Annotated in this window: 32 protein-coding genes and 1 pseudogene; 18 read left to right on the forward strand and 15 right to left on the reverse strand. The window is 49.4% G+C overall.

The window, feature by feature from the left end; translation table 11 throughout:
• The first annotated feature begins 332 nt into the window (after window positions 1-332).
• Both IMQ33_RS03400 and IMQ33_RS26350 read left to right on the forward strand, forming a co-directional pair.
• A complete protein-coding gene (locus IMQ33_RS03400; protein ID WP_173409439.1) occupies window positions 333-641 on the forward strand; it encodes a hypothetical protein in 309 nt (102 codons plus the stop codon).
• Window positions 642-679: 38 nt separating this feature from the next.
• Window positions 680-1,024: a 4-fold beta flower protein gene (locus tag IMQ33_RS26350; protein WP_370575331.1), complete on the forward strand. Its 345-nt coding sequence runs from the start codon at window positions 680-682 to the stop codon at window positions 1,022-1,024.
• Here IMQ33_RS26350 and IMQ33_RS03405 read toward each other — a convergent pair whose 3' ends face one another.
• From IMQ33_RS03405 to IMQ33_RS03455, 11 genes are all read right to left on the reverse strand, one after another.
• The gene (locus IMQ33_RS03405; protein ID WP_196061753.1) at window positions 1,025-1,729 is read right to left on the reverse strand and encodes a DNA adenine methylase; all 705 of its coding nucleotides are present in this window, start codon (window positions 1,727-1,729) and stop codon (window positions 1,025-1,027) included.
• 178 nt (window positions 1,730-1,907) lie between these two features.
• On the reverse strand, window positions 1,908-4,418 hold the full coding sequence (locus tag IMQ33_RS03410; protein WP_173409438.1) for a replication endonuclease: 2,511 nt from the start codon (window positions 4,416-4,418) through the stop codon (window positions 1,908-1,910).
• A 135-nt stretch (window positions 4,419-4,553) separates the two neighbouring features.
• The gene (locus IMQ33_RS03415) at window positions 4,554-4,823 is read right to left on the reverse strand and encodes a DUF3850 domain-containing protein (RefSeq protein ID WP_173409437.1); all 270 of its coding nucleotides are present in this window, start codon (window positions 4,821-4,823) and stop codon (window positions 4,554-4,556) included.
• Window positions 4,820-5,665: a Dam family site-specific DNA-(adenine-N6)-methyltransferase gene (locus IMQ33_RS03420; RefSeq protein ID WP_196061752.1), complete on the reverse strand. Its 846-nt coding sequence runs from the start codon at window positions 5,663-5,665 to the stop codon at window positions 4,820-4,822. Before IMQ33_RS03420 ends, IMQ33_RS03415 begins: the two co-directional genes overlap by 4 nt.
• Window positions 5,662-6,027 (reverse strand): hypothetical protein, encoded by a 366-nt coding sequence (locus IMQ33_RS03425; protein ID WP_173408481.1) that lies wholly within the window; start codon window positions 6,025-6,027, stop codon window positions 5,662-5,664. Before IMQ33_RS03425 ends, IMQ33_RS03420 begins: the two co-directional genes overlap by 4 nt.
• A complete protein-coding gene (locus IMQ33_RS03430) occupies window positions 6,024-6,227 on the reverse strand; it encodes a hypothetical protein (protein ID WP_065685860.1) in 204 nt (67 codons plus the stop codon). Before IMQ33_RS03430 ends, IMQ33_RS03425 begins: the two co-directional genes overlap by 4 nt.
• Window positions 6,228-6,549: 322 nt before the next feature.
• Window positions 6,550-6,774, reverse strand: a complete 225-nt coding sequence (locus IMQ33_RS03435) for a hypothetical protein (RefSeq protein WP_065685861.1) — start codon at window positions 6,772-6,774, stop codon at window positions 6,550-6,552.
• A 13-nt stretch (window positions 6,775-6,787) separates the two neighbouring features.
• Window positions 6,788-6,982 carry a hypothetical protein gene (locus tag IMQ33_RS03440; RefSeq protein WP_173409436.1) on the reverse strand — a complete coding sequence of 65 codons (195 nt, stop codon included), beginning with the start codon at window positions 6,980-6,982 and terminating at the stop codon, window positions 6,788-6,790.
• Window positions 6,982-7,215, reverse strand: a complete 234-nt coding sequence (locus IMQ33_RS03445) for a hypothetical protein (RefSeq protein ID WP_173409435.1) — start codon at window positions 7,213-7,215, stop codon at window positions 6,982-6,984. The genes IMQ33_RS03440 and IMQ33_RS03445 overlap by 1 nt, the downstream gene beginning before the upstream one ends.
• Window positions 7,212-7,415 carry a hypothetical protein gene (locus tag IMQ33_RS03450; RefSeq protein ID WP_065685864.1) on the reverse strand — a complete coding sequence of 68 codons (204 nt, stop codon included), beginning with the start codon at window positions 7,413-7,415 and terminating at the stop codon, window positions 7,212-7,214. The genes IMQ33_RS03445 and IMQ33_RS03450 overlap by 4 nt, the downstream gene beginning before the upstream one ends.
• A 15-nt stretch (window positions 7,416-7,430) precedes the next feature.
• A complete protein-coding gene (locus IMQ33_RS03455; protein ID WP_230326677.1) occupies window positions 7,431-7,691 on the reverse strand; it encodes a DNA-binding protein in 261 nt (86 codons plus the stop codon).
• Window positions 7,692-7,780: 89 nt separating this feature from the next.
• Between IMQ33_RS03455 and IMQ33_RS03460 the strand changes: the two genes are divergently transcribed.
• The 5 genes from IMQ33_RS03460 (at window position 7,781) to IMQ33_RS03480 (ending at window position 12,917) form a co-directional block, all read left to right on the forward strand.
• A complete protein-coding gene (locus IMQ33_RS03460) occupies window positions 7,781-8,059 on the forward strand; it encodes a DNA-binding transcriptional regulator (RefSeq protein ID WP_173409434.1) in 279 nt (92 codons plus the stop codon).
• A gap of 150 nt (window positions 8,060-8,209) precedes the next feature.
• On the forward strand, window positions 8,210-8,836 hold the full coding sequence (locus IMQ33_RS03465; protein ID WP_196061751.1) for a type VI secretion system-associated protein TagO: 627 nt from the start codon (window positions 8,210-8,212) through the stop codon (window positions 8,834-8,836).
• Window positions 8,837-8,847: 11 nt separating this feature from the next.
• Window positions 8,848-9,843, forward strand: a complete 996-nt coding sequence (locus IMQ33_RS03470) for a tyrosine-type recombinase/integrase (RefSeq protein ID WP_196061750.1) — start codon at window positions 8,848-8,850, stop codon at window positions 9,841-9,843.
• A gap of 163 nt (window positions 9,844-10,006) precedes the next feature.
• Window positions 10,007-11,788, forward strand: a complete 1,782-nt coding sequence (locus IMQ33_RS03475) for a DUF262 domain-containing protein (protein ID WP_173409433.1) — start codon at window positions 10,007-10,009, stop codon at window positions 11,786-11,788.
• 205 nt (window positions 11,789-11,993) lie between these two features.
• A complete protein-coding gene (locus IMQ33_RS03480) occupies window positions 11,994-12,917 on the forward strand; it encodes a hypothetical protein (RefSeq protein WP_173409432.1) in 924 nt (307 codons plus the stop codon).
• Window positions 12,918-13,268: 351 nt separating this feature from the next.
• On the opposite strand, the gene IMQ33_RS03485 is transcribed toward IMQ33_RS03480, so the two are convergent.
• The gene (locus tag IMQ33_RS03485; protein WP_021178298.1) at window positions 13,269-13,421 is read right to left on the reverse strand and encodes a type I toxin-antitoxin system Hok family toxin; all 153 of its coding nucleotides are present in this window, start codon (window positions 13,419-13,421) and stop codon (window positions 13,269-13,271) included.
• 440 nt (window positions 13,422-13,861) lie between these two features.
• Entirely contained in the window at window positions 13,862-14,014 is a 153-nt protein-coding gene (locus IMQ33_RS03490; RefSeq protein WP_021178298.1) for a type I toxin-antitoxin system Hok family toxin, read from the reverse strand.
• 316 nt (window positions 14,015-14,330) lie between these two features.
• On the opposite strand from IMQ33_RS03490, the gene IMQ33_RS03495 reads away from it, so the two are divergent.
• Window positions 14,331-14,927: a GNAT family N-acetyltransferase gene (locus IMQ33_RS03495; protein ID WP_196062984.1), complete on the forward strand. Its 597-nt coding sequence runs from the start codon at window positions 14,331-14,333 to the stop codon at window positions 14,925-14,927.
• 65 nt (window positions 14,928-14,992) lie between these two features.
• Here the strand turns inward: IMQ33_RS03495 and IMQ33_RS03500 are convergent, their stop codons facing one another.
• Window positions 14,993-15,748, reverse strand: a complete 756-nt coding sequence (locus IMQ33_RS03500; protein ID WP_196062983.1) for an SDR family oxidoreductase — start codon at window positions 15,746-15,748, stop codon at window positions 14,993-14,995.
• A gap of 167 nt (window positions 15,749-15,915) precedes the next feature.
• Between IMQ33_RS03500 and IMQ33_RS03505 the strand changes: the two genes are divergently transcribed.
• The 10 genes and pseudogenes from IMQ33_RS03505 to IMQ33_RS03550 form a co-directional block, all read left to right on the forward strand.
• Window positions 15,916-16,224, forward strand: coding sequence for a helix-turn-helix domain-containing protein (locus IMQ33_RS03505; RefSeq protein ID WP_098932003.1), 309 nt, complete (start codon window positions 15,916-15,918; stop codon window positions 16,222-16,224).
• A 131-nt stretch (window positions 16,225-16,355) separates the two neighbouring features.
• Window positions 16,356-16,706 carry a purine nucleoside phosphoramidase gene (gene hinT / locus IMQ33_RS03510; RefSeq protein WP_021178295.1) on the forward strand — a complete coding sequence of 117 codons (351 nt, stop codon included), beginning with the start codon at window positions 16,356-16,358 and terminating at the stop codon, window positions 16,704-16,706.
• Between the two features lie 12 nt (window positions 16,707-16,718).
• A complete protein-coding gene (locus IMQ33_RS03515; protein WP_065685911.1) occupies window positions 16,719-17,108 on the forward strand; it encodes a YcfL family protein in 390 nt (129 codons plus the stop codon).
• A gap of 25 nt (window positions 17,109-17,133) precedes the next feature.
• Window positions 17,134-17,715, forward strand: a complete 582-nt coding sequence (gene lpoB / locus IMQ33_RS03520) for a penicillin-binding protein activator LpoB (protein WP_196062982.1) — start codon at window positions 17,134-17,136, stop codon at window positions 17,713-17,715.
• Window positions 17,696-18,559 carry a phosphotransferase gene (locus tag IMQ33_RS03525; RefSeq protein ID WP_196062981.1) on the forward strand — a complete coding sequence of 288 codons (864 nt, stop codon included), beginning with the start codon at window positions 17,696-17,698 and terminating at the stop codon, window positions 18,557-18,559. Before lpoB ends, IMQ33_RS03525 begins: the two co-directional genes overlap by 20 nt.
• Window positions 18,560-18,596: 37 nt before the next feature.
• Window positions 18,597-19,616 (forward strand): beta-N-acetylhexosaminidase, encoded by a 1,020-nt coding sequence (gene nagZ, locus IMQ33_RS03530; protein WP_029712059.1) that lies wholly within the window; start codon window positions 18,597-18,599, stop codon window positions 19,614-19,616.
• Window positions 19,617-19,692: 76 nt separating this feature from the next.
• Window positions 19,693-20,235: an alpha/beta hydrolase YcfP gene (gene ycfP / locus IMQ33_RS03535; RefSeq protein ID WP_024485957.1), complete on the forward strand. Its 543-nt coding sequence runs from the start codon at window positions 19,693-19,695 to the stop codon at window positions 20,233-20,235.
• Window positions 20,236-20,567: 332 nt separating this feature from the next.
• Window positions 20,568-21,872 carry an NAD(P)/FAD-dependent oxidoreductase gene (locus IMQ33_RS03540; RefSeq protein WP_037374843.1) on the forward strand — a complete coding sequence of 435 codons (1,305 nt, stop codon included), beginning with the start codon at window positions 20,568-20,570 and terminating at the stop codon, window positions 21,870-21,872.
• 298 nt (window positions 21,873-22,170) lie between these two features.
• Window positions 22,171-22,707: a glycine zipper 2TM domain-containing protein gene (locus IMQ33_RS03545; protein WP_173409428.1), complete on the forward strand. Its 537-nt coding sequence runs from the start codon at window positions 22,171-22,173 to the stop codon at window positions 22,705-22,707.
• 289 nt (window positions 22,708-22,996) lie between these two features.
• A pseudogene (locus tag IMQ33_RS03550) lies at window positions 22,997-23,500 on the forward strand (IS1 family transposase); the annotation flags it as partial.
• Window positions 23,501-23,534: 34 nt separating this feature from the next.
• On the opposite strand, the gene IMQ33_RS03555 reads toward IMQ33_RS03550, so the two are convergent.
• A complete protein-coding gene (locus IMQ33_RS03555) occupies window positions 23,535-24,029 on the reverse strand; it encodes a DUF2938 domain-containing protein (protein WP_196062980.1) in 495 nt (164 codons plus the stop codon).
• Between the last annotated feature and the right edge of the window lie 22 nt (window positions 24,030-24,051).

Consider the following 24,051-nt stretch of genomic DNA (forward strand, 5'->3'; position numbering starts at 1 on the left):
GTCGTTCACCAGCAAGCAGCAGCGCTTCTTCTGTCATAGTCATATTAGCCAACTGATCAACTAGCTGGAGAGTGAGGTGAGGCGCGAGGTAAAGCGGAGGTGATGTGGGATTTTTGCTGGGGTAAAGATCAGCATTACTCTTTGACTTTTATCGTCAAATGCCTTGTAGATAGGCTCCCTCTTGCTTAGCTGTTTCATGAAACACGTTTCATCACTTTTGCGATCTACTTCTTATGTTTCTACTTTATCTGACCTCCATCCTTTAAACCTCCTTTTCTGTACCCATCTGTTACTTAAGAACAACGGTGGTGACAAATAGGGAGCATATCAGAATGGATATGGACAACCAGCAAAGCCAGGAATATGAAGACAGCAAGCGTAGAGAGATCCTGACAAATGCTTCAATCTACATATTGCAAGATAAATTGAATGTATCAAGTGCAATCCAGGCCGCAGAGCAACTGTTTGCAGCACAAGAGGAAGCTGAAAACGATCCTAACCTTAGTTGCGTGACAGGTGAGGGTGTCATCGTTTTTCTTGATAGCAGCCTCAAATCACCAATTTTTAAAGGTGATGAAAGGCAACGCTATGCTGTCTACTGCAAGTTATGTGAAGCGGAACAACTGCTACCAAAAGCATAGTAACTAAGCGTTTTAAAGGAGAAGTTATGTCAAATTGGATGTTTGACCGCAATGGTCGCCCTACATTAATTCATGATAATGAGTGTGTTAGAAGCAGGGCTGGTGCGGTAATTGCGTGGATAAATGGTGATAATGTTTATTCTCTACGTGGTCAGCATGTTGGCTGGTTTGAGGGCGGAGTTTTATATGACAACCAAAACAAAGCTCTGGGTTTTTTAAGTAACTCAACGGGTTATTTGCCTTCCCGACCAGGACTCAGTGGCACACCTGGCATGCCTGGTATGAGTGGGACTCCAGGGCGGCCGGGTTTTTCAGGGGTGCCGGGCAAGCCAGGTCGGGGCGGATGGTCTTCACAAAGCCTAGCCACTTACTTTGACCGTTAGCTAAGTAACCTTTCTATGTTCTTTCAACAATGCCGCCAAAATTGCTAATTGCTCCCCTGGCGGCAACTCCCTGTAATTTTTAGCCCATCTGGCCGCTTTACGCTTGATGCGCTGGCGATCGATGTAATCGGTGCCAGCAAATGCAGCAGAGTAAGCGGCCCCTTCATTAAAGTTCATCCACAATTGTTCCGTGCGCGGGCCACCGCGCGTCATGACCTGAAACTGTATCGATCGCCAATCAGCCAGCAGGGCGTCATACATAGCGGATGGATAGCCCGAAATCATGACCATGACGCTTGAAGGAAGATCACGCAGGGTGGCAATAAGATTACAGTGATCATCAACTGTATACTCATGACGGTAGCGCGCACGGCTAGTGCGGGTTTCTGGCAGGTAGGGGGGGTCAACATAAAGCAGGGTTCGGCCATACTGCTCGAACGGTGCGGCTCGCAGCAACTCTACTGCATCACCTACCTCAATCATGAGACGCTCCGCCTGGTTATCCAGAAATTCAGGGTTGCCTTGGCAAAATGCTTCAACCGCATCCGGATCGATATCCCAACCGATGGAGCGCGGTGCAGATGGTTTGCGTAGCATAATAGCGCCGCCACCCAGGTGCGTTTCAATGTAAGTGTCATGCGGTGGCATCTGGCTGATGATTGCTTGATATGCCCCTGATGCAGCTTTGCTTCCTAAATATCCCATATTAACGGGCCTCCATAGTTATAAATGGCTTGGCTGCAGCGTAACTGTTCGCTGATGCCAGTGGCGGTACCACATAGATGCCGCTGTCTGTATCGCCTGGTAACACAGTCGCTTTTGCCTGTGCTCGATGTCGCTGGCCACGACAGCTAATTCTGTCTGTGCGTAACGGCCAGCATAGTTACTGCTGACTTTTAGCCATCTTCTGTGCTGCCGCTTTCCAGTTGGCGATCAGATCGTTGGCCTTATTGCGTGACAGCGCCTTGCGCCAAGGCTCGAAGGTGCCGCACTGGATGATTTCGCCGGTATTGAGGCTTGCGCGGTAAACGCAGTCGAGCACGGTCACTTCATTACCCTGCGCGAGCTGAACAGCCTGCGGCTTGCTCAGTAGTATTCGCCGGATCTCAGCCCAGCGCTGAACCTGCTCAGCCAGCTCTGTTACGCCTGTTGTTACCGGCTGTTCCGTTAACCTGATGGCATGCGCGGCGCGCAGGTAACTGTCAGCCCGATCACGGTCGGAATCTGCGCAATCCCCGGTCAAGGCGGCCTGCGCCAGTGCCTCAAACTCATCCGCTGGCGACTTTTTCCGCAGCGGCTGGTCATTGTGCAGGCTGGTTTGTAGTCGTTTTCGCTGCGATCTGGTTGGCTGCCCGAAAGCCATCTGCTCCGGCTCGAGCTGACACTGATATTCCTGATCGTCTGGCGGTTGATCACCGCCCGGTTTTGTCTGTTTTTTGGCCTCGGTACAGTTATTGACACGAGTCCTAGAGGGCGCGGGCGCGCCCGGCAGGTCAAAATCAAAACCAACGTCAAGGTCAACGGCCAGGCCTGCGTCGTCTGTCTTGGCGTTCATCTTCACAATACGATAGCTGTGGAGGCGGGTTTCAACTGGCGGCAGCGCCATGCCTGGCATGTATACGCCCTTGATGATCGGCGGGTATTCGCCGTAGACGTTTGGCTCATCTTCCTGCTTGTAGTAGGTGCGGATGTGCAAGGCGTCGCGGGTAACGAACGGGCCACCCTGCAACTGCACGTATTCATCCCACCACCCTTGATCGGCGGCGCGGTGTATCTCAGCAAACAGGGGATTTACCTTGTCGGCCAGTTCCTGATCACCCATTCTGCGCAGTTCGCGCCAGACTGACACCGGTGCGCCGCCGAGAAATTGAAACTGCCTGATACCCCAGCATGAAGCCCATGCCGTGGCATGCTTGGCGGTTTCTTTCAACGGTTTGCCGCTTTCGTCGTCCACCTCTCCGTCGAGCGCGTAACCGTCGATGTTTTTTGAAATGTACTTAACAACGTAGCCAGTGGCGCTGCCGATTGCCGCATCAATGGGTTTCATCTCGAAACGTGGCCGATTGCCGTGCTTGCCTTGGAGTTCTTCCGGATCCTCACGTGTGGCGTAATCTTCCATCACTTCGGACAGTTCATTGCTGTGCTCTGGTGCGGTAAATAACAGACCGTGCCAGTGCGGCGTACCGTCGTGGTGAGACTCGGCGACGCGCAGCCCAAACACAGGGATTTCACGGCGGGCCAGTTCGGCACGGATCTGTTGCCACAGGCGGGTGAGGTAGCGTTGCGATTTGCGCGGGCTCGAACCGTTCCACTTGGCGTTACGGTGGCCGAACATGGTGTAGGCATGGTATTTCGACGGTACGGTAAGCGTGAAGAAACTACCGGCAAACCCTTCACTATTAGCCACCTTTTCAAATCCACCGATGCGAGTCATGAGTTCAACCCGGCGCTTGCCAGGGTTAGACGTGCTTTTATCAATTTGTTCTATCAGGGAGATCCGCTCTTTGGTTTCTTTATCTTCCAGCTCAAGGCGGCTCATGATCGCGCGACTGCGCTTGCGGCGCGCCTCCCATTCGTCAACATGGTGCTTGCTGCAATAGGGGGCCGCACCACGCTTCACATCACCAAAGGCAATGTGCAGATGTTCACGCCAGCGGGTGGCGTATTTGCGCAGGTTGCGTGACCAAAAACGGGCATCCATCATCTTGCTGATCGCCGATGCGTCAGCATCCCCCGGAGCCGTCTTACGACTGGGTAGCGGTGATGGCTGGCGAAACGCTTCAGTAACGTTTGCCGCCTCTTGGTATAGGTGAAGCGCTAAATGCCAGTCGCTTTCTGACGCAAAGAATTCGTTTACTTCGCTCAGGGTTGCCGTCATGTAAATGGCAATATCCTGAGCCAGCAGTTCTATATCTTCTCGGGTAAAGTCAGGCAGGTGATTGAATCTATCGATTAAGCTATTCAGGTTGGCAAAGGAGTGATAGAGCGGGTTTAGGTGCCTGAATGCATCAGTGTAAGATCCCGCTGGTGTGTCGCTATCCTGTGGGATGGCGTATTGCTCGGTAACCATATTGATGAATGGCAGATCGCGCCGGATGATATCGCGCAGCGCCAAACGGGCGATGTGTCGCCCCTTCATGGTGTGAATGCTATCGATACGCGAGGCAAGACGCTGGCGGATAAATCGCGGGAAAGGTTTGAGCGCGGTAGTTACCTGGCTTAAAAACTCTTGCTCTTGACCCAGCTCAACGAGATCAACAGCAGGAGTTTTATCAACGAATACTGCGGTTTTTGGTTTGTTCCATTCGTACTGATACCGGACATTGTCGTTAACAATGCCCGGATAGGGTAAAGGTTCGGAAGGTGCGCGGCGGCCCCTGATGTTTTTACTCATCAGGGCAAGGCCATTGCAATAGGTGTTTTGTTGTTCACTCGCACACCCTCACGACTTCCAGAAACACTAAGACCGCCAATAGCAAGAAACCGCCGCTGAAGAGAAAGACGCACGCCCATGTGTTGCGAGTGCTTTTCATGATTTGAATGGCCCTCGCTCAATGCTTAACATCACGTAACCTGGCAACCACTCGCTTAGGTCTGTGATGTGGGTTACGCGCACCCAGATGAACTCCGTAGAAAACCCCACCAAACCACCGGACCAGGGAAACTGGCTGTATTCCGCAAGGCACAGCAGATCGCCAACTGCGTAATCACGGTCATTAATGCGGATTTCTGCCTTCTTCTCCCCACTGACCACCGCCGCGAAATACTCAGGCGAGATCTTGAGATCGTGTTTTTTCATAAGGTTTGATTCCATCCAATCCCGACGTCGCAGCATGGTGCACAGCTAGCTATCAGCTCGTCGGCTGTGGCTTTTCCGCCTGTGCGGTTACCTACTGCGCGCGGTGCAGTGATCGACTCAATATGGAAGCGGCCATACAGGGTGCGTGCTGCCGTAGTGTCACTATTGGAAATAACGACAGGAACACGGGGCGACACTGTAAGGCGCAGCAGTTCTGCGGTTAAATCAGCATGATCGGATGCGGAAAAACCGCCTGTGTGATAGCTGGAAAAATCAGCCGTTTTGGATACTGGCAAGTAAGGAGGATCGCAGTAGATGAGATCGCCCGGTCTTACCACCGCAAGCGTGGTTCTGAAATCCGCACAGACAAACGTTGCGCGCTCGGATTTTTCAGCAAAGGCCATGATTTCCACCTTCGGGAAATACGGCTTTTTGTACTTGCCATAGGGGACATTGTATTGCCCGTCTTTGTTATAGCGGCACATGCCACCATAGCCGTGGCGGTTCAAGTAAAGGAATGTGACTGCGCGATCCCATGGACTCAGAGCGTTACCCCTAAACTCCTCGCGGCGGCGGTAATATTCATCAGCACTATTGGCCTTTTCAAACAACAGTGCTGCGTGGTTGATGAATGCAGCCGGGCAGTTCCTGATCGCCTCGTACATGTTGATCAGGTCTGGATTGATATCAGCAACCAGGTATTCTGGATAGTCGGTATTCATCATGACGGAGCAGGAACCGGCAAAGGGCTCTACTAACCGTTTTGCTACTGGTAAATGCTTGACCAATTCAGCCATGATTCCGGCCTTACTGCCTGCCCATTTGAGAGGGGAGCGGATCATTCTTCACCCCCACCCTGAAGGTATGAATGGGTGGTGGGATCCCAGATAACAAACTCTGCCAATTCGCAATTATCATATGCGGCTGCAATAACACATGGAGACACCAAGGCAATGATGATCCCAAGAGTACCGACTGTGCAGTTATGCCCTTCAGGAAGGGGGCGGTCTTCAAAGTCAACGGTGCTTCTGACTAACTCAATATTGCAATCGACAGATTTGCTAATCAGCTTTTCAATGGCCTGCCGGTCAATGCGCAAAAGTCTGTTGAGGATATCAACGACCTTTTGTGCATTCAGTTGGGTGGAGTCCAGAATAGGGCTACTGTTATCAGCTCGCTGCTGGGTTTGATGTTTCGGTATCATATCTTTTGCCCTTTGATGACGGTTGATTGACGAGTGGTTGCCCAGGACTTCAGGGTGGTGATGATCTGATCGGCGTCGGCATTATTTGCCTTCAGGCGATCGAGTTTTCCTTCCAACATTTCCAGCAACTGAAGCCGTGCGGATAGACGGGCGTCAGTTAACATTTGCACCAGTTCGGTGTTTATTTCCGGGTTGTTCATAGGCTCCTCCTTGGTTTAATTGGCTACTCCATCCGGAGCACCACTTGCAAAATGGTGCCCCGGATGGGTGCCGGGATTATTGCCATGCCCGGCCATGGTCATACGGCGGTAATCGCTGCCTGATTCAGCCCATTCTTGGTTAGGGCGCAGGCGGCAATTTCCGCAACTCGGAGGTGATTAAATAATCACGGTGTTTAAATATTCTTCTTTACTGGTTAATTTCTCTTTATTTTAATTAAGAAGGTATTCCTACCCTTGTTTTTGTCTGGGATGGAATTAAGTTTTCATTAATTAAAATACATCTATTTAAGGCGACGACTTATTAAATAGGCTTTGGAATTAGCTGCTGGTCTTTCAATTGCTCTAAATGATTCTGCAACACCATTGCTGAACCAATGTCCTCGCAGTTGTAGGCGAGGTTAACCGCGTCTTTCAGGCCAAAGGCCAGGGTTCTGCGGGCGGTGACTTCGCTCACATAACCGCCGTTGGCGGCAAAGTGATAACGTTCAAGGAGCATATTAAATAATTCAGAGAATGGGCGGTTCATACTCTTGTCCTTTTTAGAGTTGCTGGCGAGCTTTGCGCTCAACGGCCTCTTTGTGGGCCAGATACTCGCGCCGCGCATTACCGCGCTTTGTCTCGCGACGGCCTCGGCAATCTTTCACAATAAACACCACTGAAAGCGCGGCGAAGATGGTGAGAACAGCCAGGTACGCAATAGCGTCAGGTGTGAGTGTTTTGACGGAATTAAGCATCAGAGATCCCCAAATGAGTTAGGTGTTTTCCCGGTGCGCCTCCAGTCTCCTGCCGCTACCTGGATATAGGCCGCTGATTCATCACCTGCATAACGGGCAACACCTGCTAATTGCTCCAGCAAGTCTACTGCTGTTAGCATTTCCGCTGTTGCACGTTCCGGCTGCGTGTGCTCCATGCGCTTATTGAACTTTGCGATAACGGCGTTTGCGGCTGAATAGAAAAGAATGTTCATGCCATGGTTTCCTTTTCGATATACAGCTGATCGATATAGCCAGTGGCCAATGCCTGAGCATCAAACTTGCCATAAGACTGATCACCCTGGCGGACGTGGTAGCGGGTGACCGGCTGCAATGTCTTGCGGGGTAACTTAGTGACACTGAAACCCCGGTATACGCAGGTGTGTTCGCTAACCTTCACGATTGCGTGTTGCATTTCGATACCCTCAGCTCATCCGTTCAACATATTTCTCGGCGCTGCGTTTGCGCGCAGGTAGATGGCGTAAAGGTTTACGCGACGCTTACCGCCGGGCCTGTCCTGAAGAATTGGCAGCGATCCGACATCTGCCTGGGTGCGAACAGTTTGGGCGTTCTTGCCAATACGCTTGGCATAATCAGAGATAGATTCTTCCACCAGATCACCAAAAGGGTAATCAGCAGGAAGCTGGTTGGCTCTCACTCCTATCATCTTTTTTTGTTGGTTTTTGCTCATAGTGATACCCTTTTAGATCACGCAGATTTAAGTAATTTAGGTCACTTACACGTGACCTTGTTGTAGGGGGTAGTCATTTGGACGTGACCATGTCAAGCGATTACGCGCAAAAACTGAAGTCGATCCGTCAAGCTGAGGGGCTAACTCAGAGGGCATTTTCCGAATTGGTCGGGGTTCCTCTAGGCTCAATAAAAAACTATGAAACAGGGCGAACAGAGGCGGGATTAAAGACCATTGAGTTGGTTGTTAATAATTCTGCACTAAAAAAATACACGTTATGGCTGATGACTGGGGATACTGCACCGGAGATAGGGCAAATATCGCCGGATCTCTCCCCTGATGGGCCAAGCAACACATCCGACCACTGAGAAGGCCGGAAGGTTGGCTAACTATCTACAAAATATGGAAACGTTGGGGTAAAGGTGGGATTTGTTCGGACAGAAACTTCTGGTTAGGTCTGTATTGAACGGTTTGCATGCAAATGATTAATAAGGATAATTAATTAGGTGATAAGCAAAATGAAAAAAGCAATATCTTTAGTTTTATTTGGTTCATTCGCTAGCTTTTCTCAGGCTGAGGTTGGCATCCCTGAGCAACTGGAGCAGTGTCACAAAGTTAAAGCTGACGCTGAGCGACTTAAGTGTTTCGATCAGATTGGCAAGACTAAGGCTGAAGAAAAAGCTGAAAAAACGGATAGTGCCGAACCTGAATCCGCAGGCCAGTGGTTGGTGACAAGCGATAAATCTCCAATCGATGACTCTGAAAATGTGCATGTCTTCCTACTGGCAGAAAACCAGATAAGTAGCCGATTTGATAGGGCGATAACTCCTTCCTTGTCTATTATATGCAGAGAGAAAAAAACTGAACTCTTTATTGATTGGGGTACATACCTTGGACTTGATAGCACGCAAGTCCTTACCCGCATTGACTCCCAACAGGCTATTAATCGCTCTTGGCAGATATCCACTGATTCCAAGGCGACGTTTTACAGTGGGCAATCCATTGCCTACATTAAATATCTCATGAAAAGCAAAAAAATGTTCGTGAAAATAACGCCTTATGGGGAAAATCCTGTTCAGGCAACCTTTGCCTTGGAGGGTTTATCAAACGCTATCCAACCATTGCGCAAATCCTGTAAGTGGTAAGGCCATAGCAGATGAGTATTAAGCCACTTGGTGCAGAAGGTTACATGGTTGACGTTCGCCCCCAAGGGCGCGACGGGAAACGCGTGCGCAAGAAATTCAAGACTAAATCCGAAGCGCAGCAGTTTGAGCGCTGGGTCATTGCGACGCAGAACAGTAAAGACTGGGTGGAAAAACCAGCAGACCAACGACCATTAACTGAATTAATCGACCTTTGGTTTAAACATCATGGCCAAAACCTGAAAGATGGCGTCAAAATAAACCACAAATTGCGGGTGATGGCGGCTAAGATGGGCAATCCTAAGGCAAGCCAGATCACACGCGCCTCATTTTCTGACTATCGGGTATTACGGCTGGCCGAAGGAAAAAAGGCAAAGACCGTCAACCTTGATCAGGAAAAATTAGGTGGGGTGTTCTCTGTGCTTATCGAACTGGGTCATTACTATGGTGAACACCCGCTTAAAGAGATGAAGAAAATCAAGCTGCCGGATCAGGAAATGGGTTTCTTAACTCAGGATGAAATCCGGCAACTGTTCGATCGCCTGGAAGGTGATCACCTGAAGGCGGTGAAGTTGTGCCTGGCAACCGGGGCGCGGTGGGGTGAGGTGGTTAAACTTCGACGGGAAGAGGTGATCGGCAATAAGGTGACCTATCTCAATACGAAGAACAGCAAAAACAGGACCGTCCCGATTTCTGCTGAGTTTTGCCAGCAGATCACGGATGGCATCAAGTCTGGGGCATTGTTTGCCGGTCTGAATTACCCGTATTTGAGAATGTGTATTAAAGAGGTTGCCCCCGGTCTACCAGCAGGCCAAGCCGTGCATGTACTGCGTCATACTTTTGCCAGTCATTTAATGATGAACGGCGGCAACATTCTGGCATTACAACGGATTTTGGGGCATTCGAGTATTTTACAGACGATGGTTTACGCGCACTTTGCACCTGATTATTTGGAGGATGCAGTTAGGTTTAATCCGCTTACAGGGATAGGAGAGGGGGGTTATAAATGAACAATGACAACGATAAAAAGATGAGTTGTTTAGACAATGAGATAATGTCTAGAAGATCGGTAAGGCTAGAAATTTTTTTAATTAGTTACGTACAGCACAATTGTGATATATATGGATAATAGTACCATTAAATAACAAATAAACTGATTGAAAGAAGGGTGTTATGATTAAAGATAATTTAGATATCGACTCAAAATCAATAGAGGAGCTTTATTCTTGGTATCTTGATAGGAGTCTGATTGTAAATAGAAGATATCAGAGAAAGCTTGTTTGGTCATTAGATGAAAAAGTGTCACTAATTTCTTCAATAATTGAGCAGTATCCAATACCTCTTTTGCTTTTCGTTAATCTTGGTGATAAAAGAGAAATTCTTGATGGCATGCAAAGACTTGAGTCAATAATGAGTTTTATAGAACAAAGGTACTCGATTGAGGGGCAGTTCTTTGATCTTGACTCCGTTGCCTTAACGAAGGATTTAAAAGATAGAGGAATAATAACGCAAAAGGAACCCGTGCTTGATAGAGCGATATCAACTTCATTTGCAAGGTATAAATTCGCCATATCTGAGTATTCATCAACTGAAGGCGACATTGATGAGGTCTTTAGAAGAATAAACTCGAATGGCAAAACTCTTTCAAGGCAAGAAATAAGAAGCGCAGGAAGTGTAAGTAATTTTTCTGAGGTTGTAAGAAAAACATCGACATTAATAAGAGGTGACACCACTCATTCTGATACAATTCCGCTTGGAAAAGTTCATCATATATCAATATGTAATGACGGACTTGAATATGGCGTAAACATTGATAATCATTTTTACGTAAAAAACCATATTCTTACGAGGAAGAGCATAAGAGAGTCTGCTGATGAAGAACTTGTGGCAAATATTATCGCTTATACCTTGCTCGATGAAAAACCAACCTCTGGCTCGAGTTCACTAGATGGTTTTTATGGTATCCACGATACACCACATACGATAGAGCTAAGAGAGGCGTTAGAGCGAAATATACAAGCTAAAAATGCTGATGTGATTATCAGGAGGTATGCCTATGTTTATGATTCCTTGGCGGAGCTTTTCTCAGAGGACAAAGAAAATTTCAATCGGCACATACTTGGTGATGACTCTACATCTCAGGAGTGCCCTAGGTATTACCAAGCAATTTTTTTGGCACTATATGAGTTAATGATTAATGACCATATGATCATTAAAGACCGTGAGGGTTTGTTAGGGAAATTGAAAGATATCGGTAAGGCAGCTGGAATCATCAATGTAACTGACGGTGGTCGATGGGCTGCAAGAGCGCGACAAGATAGTGTCGAAAATGTAAAAGCTCATATTTTAAGATATTTTGAGGTTTCAGGCGCTGGCTATATAAATCATAATTTCATAACCGAAATAAATGAGTTGTTAATGAACTCTAAAACAGAACAACCAAATTATGATTTTAAACAAGGAGTAGTTAGACTCTCTGGGGATAATAAAGTTGATGATGAGTGTGTTAAACAGATAATAAGTACCTGTGTTGGTATTAATAATATATCTTCATCATCAACTGGATATATTCTTGTTGGGGTTTCCGAAAATGAAGGGACCGCGAATAGAGTGAGGGATTTATTTGGTTGTGAGGCAGTGGTTGTTAATGATTTTTATGTTTCTGGAATTGATGGTGAAGCGGCTGCTCTTAGTAAAAATATAGATGACTACTTGATGTTGATAAAAGGAAGAATAGAAACATCTGATGTGGATGAGGCTCTAAAACAGCAGCTTCTCAAAGATATACAAATATGTTCATATTATGGAAGGCATATTTTAAAAATAACTATCAAAAGTATAGGTTCGATTTGTACATATGATAAAAAATATTTCATAAGACAAGGTTCAAGTACAAGGGATATTGATCCACTAGACACAGCGGCTGTTAAGGCTCTCTTTGGGAATTATAATTGAAGAAGGTTTTTCTTCTTTAAATTTGATAAATAGTAAAATGGGACTCATAGGTAACACTGTAGTCCATTATATTGTTGAAGGGCGGTGAAATTTGTTGTTTCGCCGCAACTTTTTACTATTCGAAAGGGTAGTAAGACACTGCGTTTAGTTTGATTTTTAAATTTTCGCATATGTAATTTATACTTTAAAATATACGGAGATATTTATGTTGCATCATTTGAATTGTAATATTGTTGATTTCTCTGGAAGTTATGCAGGATTGAATAGTTCATCTGGGGTGAAAATTAGTGAGACTGAGCTGTTATGGGCGATGATAACTGTAGGAAAACGCTACCATCGTCAGCTGCATATAAATGGTGGGTTTTCTAGTCATGAAATTATAAATCGCATTAGCCTTATTCGCTCTATTCTTGACTTAAGTAAAAATGAAATACATAAGTCGGTAATTTATAAGGATTCTGATCCTACAGAGAAAACATTTATGTCTTTCATGTTAGGAATGGCTATTTCCAAACTACTTTCTCAAAAATTACTTAATGTTCCTTGGTTAGCACATTTACACATGTTGAAAACTCCCATGACCTATTCACGTAAAACAAAATCGCGCCCCGACTTGATTGGGCGGAATTTTCAAGGAGATTATATTATTGTGGAGGCAAAAGGGACTTCTGGAAAATATAATAATACAACACAAAATACAGCGTTAGACCAACTCGATGTAATTAAGACGGTTAACGGTGCTACCCCTATATTATACATTGCCTCTCAAGTATATTTTGACACTTCAATGAGTGTTAAATTTCAAGATCCAGAGCCGGAGCAGGATGGGTTAGATGTCGAATTCTCAGATGCTGAGTATTTTAGTTCATATTACTATCATTTAAAATCATTGTCCCACCCAAGATTTACTCGTTATATTTCAGCTCGTTATGGCGTTTCAATTAAGTTAACTGACCAGTTGCTAGTTGCCATGGAAACTGGTGATTTTAGTAACTTTTCAAAAGTTATCTTAGAGAGTGAAAGGCACACTGAAAGTTATATCGACAATGAAGAGTTTCATATATTTGGAGATGGACTGAAAATAAGAATAGATAATAGGGATAAATTGTTTAGTAATTTATATTATTAATTATGTAATTATGTAATTATGTAATTATGTAATTATGTAATTATGAGATTAATTGATTGGATTACATAAGTAATAATCTTTAAATTTTACAAATGAGAGTTTGAATTTGGTATTGGCATATGGGGATTGTGTCCACATTCTGCCCAAAACCCCCACGCTATCCCCGTTTTCAGCACGCAGTTACAGGTATTTAAAGCATTGATAAATATGTAACTGCTTGTTTTTGTTGCCTACAATATGGCGGCTTAGGCCTCCCTTTTTTATGGGTTGATTAACAACATGGGGAGGGGCGCTCATGGATCTCTGCTCAAACAACCAACAGGCGGGGGCAAGCCCCGCCGTTGGGTTGCCTTACCTTGCGGATTCGTAAGCCATCATGGCCGCAACCTCCGTTTCTCCGCTACGAATGCGGATCTCACAGAGTCTTTTCCTGGTCATCCAGGTAAACACCAGTACGGTGATACAGAGAATAACCAGGGCCATAACTACTAACTTTTGCGGCATGATAGCCTCCTTGTCCTTGCCTTTCGGCGGGTAAGAGGCTACCTTTATGGTGTTCATGCATAAGAGTGGCCTCGGGTTGATTTACATCGATTCGGGGCTTTTCTCTTTCTATCCCTGCTAATGCTCAGGACAAAAAGATCCAGAGCACCCACGTGAATTTTACCCCTAATCCTGCCCGGTAATAAATCAGCGCTTTGTTACATAGAACAAGTAAGATGAACCAGCTCAGTGCTCATCCTTGTTATTTATTGGTTTTTGCCCGTTTCTTGCGGTGATGAATTTCTATATAACTAATTGTTTTTTAAACCTTTTTTTATTACATATGCTATGGCGGCTGCGGGCTTTTGTGTGTGGGATTGCTTAACAAGATAGGGAGGGGTGCTCATGGATCTCTGCTCAAACAACCAACAGGCAGGGGCAAGCCCCGCCGTTGGGTTGCCTTACCTTGCGGATTCGTAAGCCATCATGGCCGCAACCTCCGTTTCTCCGCTACGAATGCGGATCTCACAGAGTCTTTTCCTGGTCATCCAGGTGAACACCAGTACGGTGATACAGAGAATAACCAGGGCCATTACTACTAACTTTTGCGGCATGATAGCCTCCTTGTCCTTGCCTTTCAGCGGCTAAGAGGCTACCTTTATGGTGTTTGGGCATAAGAGTGGCCTCGGGTTGATTTACGTCGATTCGGGGCTTTTCTCTTTCTATCCCTTGCTCATGCTCAGGACAAAAAGATCCAGAGCACCCAAGCGAATGTTAACAGTAATCCCGCCTGGTAATAAATCAGCGCTTTGTTACATAGAACAAGTAAGCTGAACGGGCTCAGTGTACATCCTGTTTAATTTGTTGGTTTTTTTCCCTGTTTATTGCGATGCTGATGGCAGTTCATCGATCGCTGCAAGAGAGGGAATAATGTCCACCCCATCCGTGCTCAAGCCACCAACGTTGGTCGGCACTCAAATCGAACTACGACCCTTGCAGCCACAGCACCGTGAGGCAATGCTGAGCGCCGCTGCTGATGGCGAACTGTGGAACCTGAAGGTTACCGCAGTGCCGAGTGCCAGTACGATCGACAGCTATATCGCCACTGCCGTGGCAGGCCGTGATGTTGGCTCCATGCTGCCGTTTGTCATTGTTCAGCAGGCTAGCGGGCGAATTATCGGCAGTACCCGTTTCTGGAAAATCGACCGGGCTAATCGCAAAATGGAAATCGGCCACACCTGGCTGAGCCAATCGGTGCAGCGTACCGGCGTGAATACTGAAGCGAAATACCTACTGCTCGGCTATGCCTTTGAAGTATTACAGGCGGTACGGGTACAGTTCACCACCGACGAACTGAACGACAAGTCACGCGCGGCAATTTTGCGGATTGGTGCCAAGCAGGAGGGGATTGTACGTCATGAACGCATCATGCCCGACGGGCGCAAACGTAACTCGGTCAGGTTCAGCATTATCGATGATGAATGGTGTGAGGTGAAAGCCAGGCTGGAAGTTTTGCTGAAGCGATAAACTCGTCGAGCAAACATTGGCATGATCTCATTGGGCGCAGCATGCAGCGCCCCTACAATAGCCTTTCAACTCCGTGCTAAATTCCCCACGCCACCGTCGATCAGCAGTTCACTGCCCACCATGTAGCTGGATTCGTCAGACGCGAGGAATACGGCGGCTTTGGCCAATTCCAGCGCAGTCCCCATGCGGCCAATCGGCACCAGCGCGTGGATCTCTTCGCGCAATTCCTGTTCAGCCTGTGCCGGTAAACTCAGCTTGCCCAGCGCCGGAGTTGCCGTTGGGCCAGGGCTAAGGCCGTTGACACGAATACCGCGTGGGTGCAGCTCAGCAGAAAGCGAACGCGCCAAAGACAAAATCCCGGCTTTACTGGCGGCATAGACACTGCTTTGCGCCAGGCCAATATGCGCGCTGACGGAACCACACAGGATCACCGAGGCAGGATTGCCCAGCAACGGTAACAGGGCCTGGATCAAAAACAGAGGGCCTTTGAGATTGGTGTTCATCAGTTGGTCATAGCGTTGTTCATCCCATTCCTGTAACGGCAGATGGGTGACATCACCGGCGTTGATATACAGGATATCCAGCCGGGGCCAGCTTTTAGCCAACTGCGCGGCTAAAACCGGCTGTTGGCCGATATCCCCGGCGTCATTGTGCAATAGCACGACATCCCCTAGCGTTTCGCCAGCCGCTGTTAACCCGCTTGCGCTGCGCCCGGTGATCGCCACGGTGGCTCCTTCGGCAATAAACTGCCGGGCCGTCTCCAGCCCGATGCCGCTGGTTCCCCCGGTAATCAACGCGTATTTACCTGTTAATCGTGACATAACCCTTCCTCTCGTTGGTCAGTTACGCCATTATTGGTCTCTCAGTACCTTTTGCATAGTAGGTACCGTTTGGATACTAAAAGACAAGGTGGGATGCAATGGCGTCAATAGTGAAAGGGCAGGTCGAAAAAAATTTCCCGTTACCGCCGGCGGGAGAACCGTGCCCGATGGTGAGCTTCGTTAATTTGGTTTCGGGAAAATGGGCGATCCCGATCCTGTATCGCCTGATGGTGATCGACGGTCCAATACGCTTTAGCGAATTACAGCGCGCGGTGGCCCCAATCGCGCAAAAAGAGCTGACGCGTCAGCTCCGCCAGTTTGAACAATGCGGTCTTGTCACTCGGCAAGTGTTTCCTGAGGTGCCACCACGGGTGGAATACCAGATAACGCCTCTGGGTAAAACGTTGCGCCCCACGTTAGACTCGTTGGCTGATTGGATGCGTGGCCATGCGCCGCAGTTGATTGGTAGCCAATAACCGCTGGAAAACTCGTAAGGTTGAGTGATTCTCCATCACTCGATACGGAAAGTGCGCAATCGGGTTGATAGCAGTAGAATTTGTCACGCATACTGCGTAAACCAATATTTTCGCTGAACAAGGAGTTCCAGATGGCCGAAGAAACGATTTTCAGTAAAATTATTCGCCGTGAAATCCCTGCCGATGTCGTCTACCAGGACGAGCTGGTCACCGCATTTCGTGATATTTCCCCACAGGCACCGACCCATATCCTGATCGTGCCGAACGTCCTGATCCCAACGGTGAACGACGTGACCGTGGAACACGAGGCCGCATTAGGCCGTATGATCACCGTGGCGGCCAAAATTGCCGAGCAGGAAGGGATTGCCGAAGACGGTTACCGCTTGCTCATCAATTGCAATCGTCACGGCGGGCAAGAGGTCTATCATATTCATATGCATTTAGTCGGTGGGCGCGCTCTGGGCCCGTTGTTGTCACGTTAACCGAGGAAGACCATGCGCTATATCCACACGACGCGTTACTTGATGGCGCTGGTGCTCCCCGCCGCGATGCTGATGGGCTGTAGCAGCCCGAAGGGCATCTCGGTCAATGAACGGCAAACGGTGGTGATGGATTCACCGGTACTGACGGCGGGTATTCTGGCGGATAACCCGTCTATTGCCGACGCATCTGGCCGCCTGCGGGCCAGTTCGGTGCTCAGCAACACCCAGACGACGCCGGTGACCCTCCACTATCGTTTCTACTGGTATGACAAACAGGGGTTAGATATCCTGCCTTTTGAACAGCCGCGTACGGTCACCGTTGCCGCCAATTCAGACACCGAGATTTATTCGTTGAATGGCAACCTTGATGCCAAGCGTGTACGTCTGTATTTATACTTATAAGTTTTGGGTTACGTTGGAGAAGGTAATGAAAAAGTTCCTATGGGTGGCACTGGCCGCGTTGGTGTTAACCGGTTGTCCATCACGTCCGCCAGAGCCTACGGCACCGGTGACGGTAGAGCCACAACCGCAACCAGAGCCTCAGCCTGAACCGTTGCCACCAACCAACGAGCCGGTGCCACAGCCGCCGAAGATCCAGCAGCTTGACTGGCTGGGCAGCGTGCAGCCGTTGGTCAATCAGATGTTGAAGGCTGATGGCGTCACGCCTGGCAGCGTATTGCTGTTGGACAGCGTGAAAAACAATACCAATGGCTCATTGAGCATCGGCAACGCCACCTCGGCGCTGCATCAGGCTTTGGCATCCAACAACACCTTTGCCGTCGTGCCGGAATCGCAGTTGGCGAGCGCCAAACAAACGCTGGGCCTGTCGGCGGAAGACAGTCTCGGATCGCGCAGCAAGGCGATTGGCCTGGCGCGCATCGTCAATGCGCAATACGTGTTGTATAGCGACGTCAGTGGCGATGTGAAGTCACCGGCGATGGAAATGCAACTGATGCTGGTACAAACCGGTGAGATCGTCTGGTCAGGCAATGGCGACGTCAAATACTGAATCCCAGCTGCGGCGACTCTTGAGTAACAGGCTGCCGGCGGTAAATACCGCCGGTTGTCATTTTAGCCTGGTAGAAGGGTTGAGCGGCGAGAGCTGGCGGATCGACAGTGGCGATGTGCAACTGCTAGCCCGTCCGCAGACGCCGGAAAAACGCATGCTCGGCGTTAACCGTCGGCGTGAGGGGCAAGTGCTCAAGCGTGCTGGATTAGGCATGGGGCCAAGGGTGTGGTTACAGAGCCCTGAGTGGTTGGTCGTCGAATGGCTTGCCGGTGAGAGCGTTGACGAAACGGCGTTTGCTTCCTTAACGGCCAACGGGGAGTTGGCAGAGTTGACCGCCCAGTTGCATAACCGTGGGTTGAGTGGTTACCGGCTGGATCTGCAACAGCAATTTACCCGCTATTGGCAGCAAATTGATCGCCGGCGGATCACGCCAGCCTGGCTGCGTTGGCAGCGCTATTTCATCACCGGTACCATGCCGCGACCGTTGCAGTTGGCAACGCTGCACATGGATATTCATGCCGGTAATCTGCTGCGACAGGCCGGGCAGCTCAGGCTGATCGACTGGGAGTATGCCGCCGATGGCGATATCGCCCTTGAGCTGGCGGCGATGTTTCGCTTCAATCAATTTTCCCCGGCTGTGCAACAACGCTTTTTAGAGCAATACCAACCCCACGGCTATGCCGATTTGCCGCAGTTGGCCTCACAGGTTCAGCGTTGGTTGCCGTGGGTGGATTACCTGATGCTGATGTGGTGCGAAGTGCGCTGGCAGCAGTGTCGGGATGCGGAATTTTTGCGTTGGGGCGCAGCGTTATACCGGCGTTTTTGTTTATCATCGTCAAATTAATCATGAATACTGATGTGAGGTGGCCGTGGGCCCAGTAATGCTAGATGTCGTCGGCTATGAGCTGGACGCAGAAGAACGCGAGATTTTAAAACACCCGCTGGTAGGGGGCTTAATCCTGTTTACCCGCAACTTTGCCGATCCGCAGCAGTTGCGTGAGCTGGTTCGCCAAATCCGCGCGGCCTCGCATTCGCGGCTGGTTGTGGCGGTGGATCAGGAAGGCGGGCGCGTACAGCGCTTTCGCGAAGGTTTTACCCGCTTACCGGCGGCGCAGTCCTTTGCGGCGCTCAACGATGCTCAGGAAGGCGGGCGTCTGGCTCAGGAAGCCGGGTGGCTGATGGCCTCGGAAATGATTGCCCAGGATATCGATATCAGCTTTGCCCCGGTATTGGACATCGGCCACGCCAGCGCGGCGATTGGCGAGCGTTCGTTCCATAGCGATCCGCAGCAGGCGTTAGTGATGGCCGAACGCTTTATCCAGGGGATGCACAGCGCCGGGATGAAAACCACCGGCAAGCATTTCCCAGGGCATGGCGCAGTCACGGCGGACTCGCATAAAGAAACGCCTCGCGATCCAAGGCCATTGGCTCAAATCCGCGAACATGATATGACTATCTTCCGTGAGCTGATCCAACGCGGATTGCTGGATGCCATCATGCCAGCCCACGTTATCTATACTGAAGCAGACCCGCGCCCGGCCAGCGGCTCGCCTTACTGGCTGCAGCAAATCTTGCGTCAGGAGCTAGGCTTTGAGGGCGTGATCTTCTCTGACGATCTGTCGATGGAAGGGGCGGCGATCATGGGCAGCTATGCCGAACGTGGCCAGGCGGCGCTGGATGCCGGTTGCGATATGATCCTGGTTTGTAATAATCGGGCAGGGGCGGTCAGCGTGTTAGATAACCTGTCCCCGGTCAAAGTAGAGAAATTGCAGCGGTTATATCATCGCGGTCAGTTCACCCGTCAGGAACTGCGCGATTCCGACCGTTGGCAAAAGGCGCATCATGCGCTGAGTCAATTGCATGAACGCTGGGAAGAGCATAAGCAACGCTCAGCGGGGTGAACGGCCAGGGCGCCGCAAGAAGGCGGCGTTAATAATGGGGGCTGCCAGCGGCCCCCAGCTTGTTGCGAGGAACCACATGATTATCTATTTGCATGGCTTCGATTCCACCAGTCCCGGCAATCATGAAAAGATTATGCAGTTACAGTTCATCGATCCGGACGTGCGCTTTATCAGCTACAGCACTTTGCATCCGCGCCATGATATGCAGCATTTATTGAAAGAGGTGGACAAGGCGGTACAGCAGGAAGGGGATGCCCACCCATTGATCTGCGGTGTGGGTCTTGGGGGTTTTTGGGCCGAACGTATCGGTTTTTTGTGCGGTATCCGTCAGGTGATCTTCAACCCGAATCTGTACCCGGAAGAACATATGCACGGCAAGATCGACCGGCCGGAAGAGTATCGCGATATCGCCACCAAATGCGTGGAAGATTTTCGTGAGAAGAATCGCGATCGCTGCCTGGTGGTGCTTTCTCGCCAGGACGAAGTGTTGGACAGCCAGCGTAGTGCCGAGTTGCTGCACAAGTATTATGAAATCGTCTGGGATGAACAGCAGAGTCACAAGTTTAAAAACATCTCGCCGCACTTGCAACGCATCAAAGCGTTCAAGACATTGGCGTAACAGTTTTATAACGCATTTTTGAGCCGTGAACGCTGTTCCCCAAGGGCAGCAATTGCGGCTTTTTTGTTTTTATCGTGCCCGTTTTCGCCGGTGGGCAGCAAAATGTAAAACTGTGATCTCACGCTAACTATTTGAATCACAATCCTCAAAAAATCCCTTCGTCCAGCCTTTAACCAAAAAACTTTGACGTACATCAATTTTGGTATGACCAAATAACCTCTCGTGCTATTCTGGCCCCAGATTGCAGGTTTAACTTAAGCGAACCCTATGTATTCTAAGGATATTATTTATTTACCCTTAGGCAACAATTGGTTCACATTCAGGGGGTCATTTTGACAACGCCAAAGAAAAAAATTGTTATTGTCGGCGGTGGTGCCGGTGGTCTGGAGCTGGCAACCAGCCTGGGCCATAAACTGGGTCGTAAGCACAAAGCGGAGATCACGCTGGTGGATCGCAACCACAGCCATCTGTGGAAGCCGTTGCTGCATGAAGTGGCTACCGGCTCCCTGGATGACGGTGTGGATGCGTTGAACTACCTGGCACATGCGCGTAATCACTTCTTCAACTTCCAACTGGGTTCACTGGTCAACATTGACCGTGAAAATAAAACGCTGCAGTTAACGCAGATCTGCGATGAGCAAGGCTGCCAGCTGGTTCCCGCCCGCGAGTTGAGCTACGACATCCTGGTGATGGCGCTCGGCAGCACCTCGAACGACTTTGGCACCCCAGGGGTAAGAGATAACTGCATCTTCCTGGATAACCCGAATCAGGCGCACCGTTTCCATAACGAGATGTTGAACCTGTTCCTCAAGTTCTCTGCCAATCCGGAAGAGAAGGAGAGCGTGAATATTGCCATCGTGGGCGGTGGGGCTACCGGCGTTGAACTGTCGGCAGAGCTGCATAACGCGGTCAAACAGTTGCACAGCTACGGTTTTGAAGGGCTGGATAACAGCGCCTTGAAGGTTACCCTGGTGGAAGCCGGTGAGCGTATTCTGCCAGCGCTGCCGCCGCGTATTTCCGCAGCGGCGCATCAGGAACTGAACAAACTTGGCGTGCGGGTATTAACCAATACCATGGTGACCAGTGCCGATGAGCATGGCCTGAACACCAAAGGCGGCGAATTTATCAATGCCGATCTGATGGTGTGGGCGGCCGGCATCAAGGCTCCAGACTTTATGAAAGAGATTGCTGGGCTGGAAACCAACCGCATCAATCAGCTGGTAGTTGAGCCAACGCTGCAAACCACCCGTGATGCCAACATTTTTGCTATCGGTGACTGCGCTTCCTGCCCACGTGAAGGCGGCGGCTTTGTGCCACCACGGGCACAGTCTGCTCACCAGATGGCATCACGTTGCTATAGCAACATCCTGGCGATGATGCACGATCAGCCGATGAAACCTTACGTTTATAAGGATCACGGTTCACTGGTCTCGCTTTCCCGCTTCAGCACCGTAGGTAGCCTGATGGGTAACCTGATGCGCGGTTCAATGATGGTCGAAGGGCGTATTGCCCGCGTGGTGTATATTTCGCTGTACCGTATGCACCAGGTAGCGCTGCATGGCTATACCAAAACCGGCCTGATGATGCTGGTGGGTGGTATCAACCGCGTGATCCGTCCGCGCTTGAAGATGCACTGATTTTTTTAACCCATTCGTTCGGTTGATGAAAACCCACGTAGGCTTGCCGCGTGGGTTTTTTTATTGCCGTGAGATAGGGGGGGCTGGCAGGGATAGGATTCTTCTCAATTCATGGGTTTTGGCCCGTTTACAGTGCGTTTTGCTCATTGAGTCTTATTGCGAGGCTGAACTTCCTTGTGCAGACTTTAGGGAGTTTACAGACGGCGCGTCACGCACGCCGTAAACCGGGGGATCGCCAGTGATCACGGCGAGCTCGCCCGGTGCATAATGCGTGGTAACACATTCAGGAGGATTTCCTGTGAACAAATCAATGTTAGCCGGTGTTGGGATTGGTATTGCAGCCGCTCTGGGAATTGCTGCCGTAGCTGGTCTGGACGTATTCACTCCCGGCCCACAATATGCGCAGGTTCTCGCCGCAACACCGATCAAAGAAACCATCAAAACCCCTCGGCAAGAGTGCCGCAACGTCACGGTGACCCATCGTGCGCCGGTTCAGGATGAAAATCGCATCGCTGGCTCCGTGCTGGGTGCGGTTGCCGGGGGCGTGATTGGCCACCAGTTTGGCGGTGGCCGGGGCCGTGATGTTGCGACCGTGGTAGGTGCGCTGGGTGGCGGGTATGCCGGGCACCAGGTACAGGGTGCCTTGCAAGACAACGACACTACCACCAGCACGCAGCAGCGCTGCAAAACGGTGTATGACAAATCGCAGAAAATGCTGGGCTATGACGTGACTTACAAGATTGGCGACCAGCAGGGCAAAATCCGCATGGATCACGATCCAGGCACCCAGATCCCGCTGGATAAAAGCGGTCAGTTGATACTGACCAAAGTCTGATCTTCGCAGTTTACTCCTCACAATAATCCTTCAACAGGGCTGAGGAATAATCCCTACTAATTTTTTTAGTGGATTCAGATAATTAGAACGAGTGCTTTACGAGCAATCTGTTCCATTTTGTTCGCAAATTGGCAGTGAGATAATTACGATGACCTTTTCTCGTCTGCTTAAGGTTGTTTTTCATCCCGTTCCCGGGTGAAAAACAGCCTGCTTCTCGTCTCAATTTTTCTGGGGATTCCTCAGCCCACAGGGAGAAGGAATCGTTCTGGCGCCGATAATCGTTGATTAGGCCTTCAACGGTGCTGGTGTCCGGATACGGTAAGAACGCTAAAAGTCGGTATCAACGCCGTCATGCGTACTTTAATAACTCGCGCCGAAGCGGATAACGTCCTCACTAGTCGCTCATGCTGATGTAGCGCTTACCTGCGAACTCGATGAACAGTGGAGCTTAGTCTGCAACAAGGTTCGCCAGCACTGGCTCTAGTATGCAAACAATACCAAAACAGGCAGTGTACTGGCCTACACCTTTGGGCACCGCACCGATGAAACTTGCCGATTACTGATCCCGTTCAATATCGGCATGCTAGCCAGTGATGAATGGGGCAGTTATAGCCGGAAAGTACAGAAGGATAAGCATCTGACAGGCTGCATATTTACTAAATGTATTGAACGTAATAACCTAACGTTGCGAACCCCTGTAAAGCGCATGTACCATAAAACAATCTGATTCTCATGGTCGATTGAGTTGCAAGAAAAGGTCATTGGGGCCTCCATCGAAAAGTACATGTTCTACCTATTGGAGTCATTACCCGCGTTAGTGACTTTTCTCAGCTTATCGGCCAGCAGTACTGTAGCAAAACAGCACTCAGATATATCCCAACACCATACGAACCGTGTGCTATTAGACTACGCTGGCGCGCTATATTAGGTTGCGGTGTCTTGGATGCAGCCAAGCCAAAACCAAATCCAGGTTGCATAACAAAGAAAGGGGCTATGACGCTTATAATGCCCATAATGAGTGCTGCCAAAAATGTGGGGTGCTCAAGCCAGTCTTGCCCCATGAGATAAATAAATATCAGAGAAAAGACGACGCCGATAGCGTAGTGTGCCGTCCACCCCAGAGCCTTTTCTCCGCTTATTGGTGTTGTCTGCATGATGGTATGGTGAAAAAACTTGCCATTTGGCATGTGTCCTAACCAGCGCCCGACTAACTGATAGTTGAGCGAAGGGATATCAAAAAAGCGTTTTTGCATTAATGCCCAGATGTCCATTACTAAGGTTGCTCCAGTACCAATCAGCACTGCACGTAATAATATATCCATTTAACGATCCTTTTTACGCTTC

The sequence above is a fragment of the Serratia sp. Res13-Sevr-LER1-36-b genome (assembly GCF_015673035.1).
Lineage (GTDB): Bacteria > Pseudomonadota > Gammaproteobacteria > Enterobacterales > Enterobacteriaceae > Chania > Chania fonticola_C.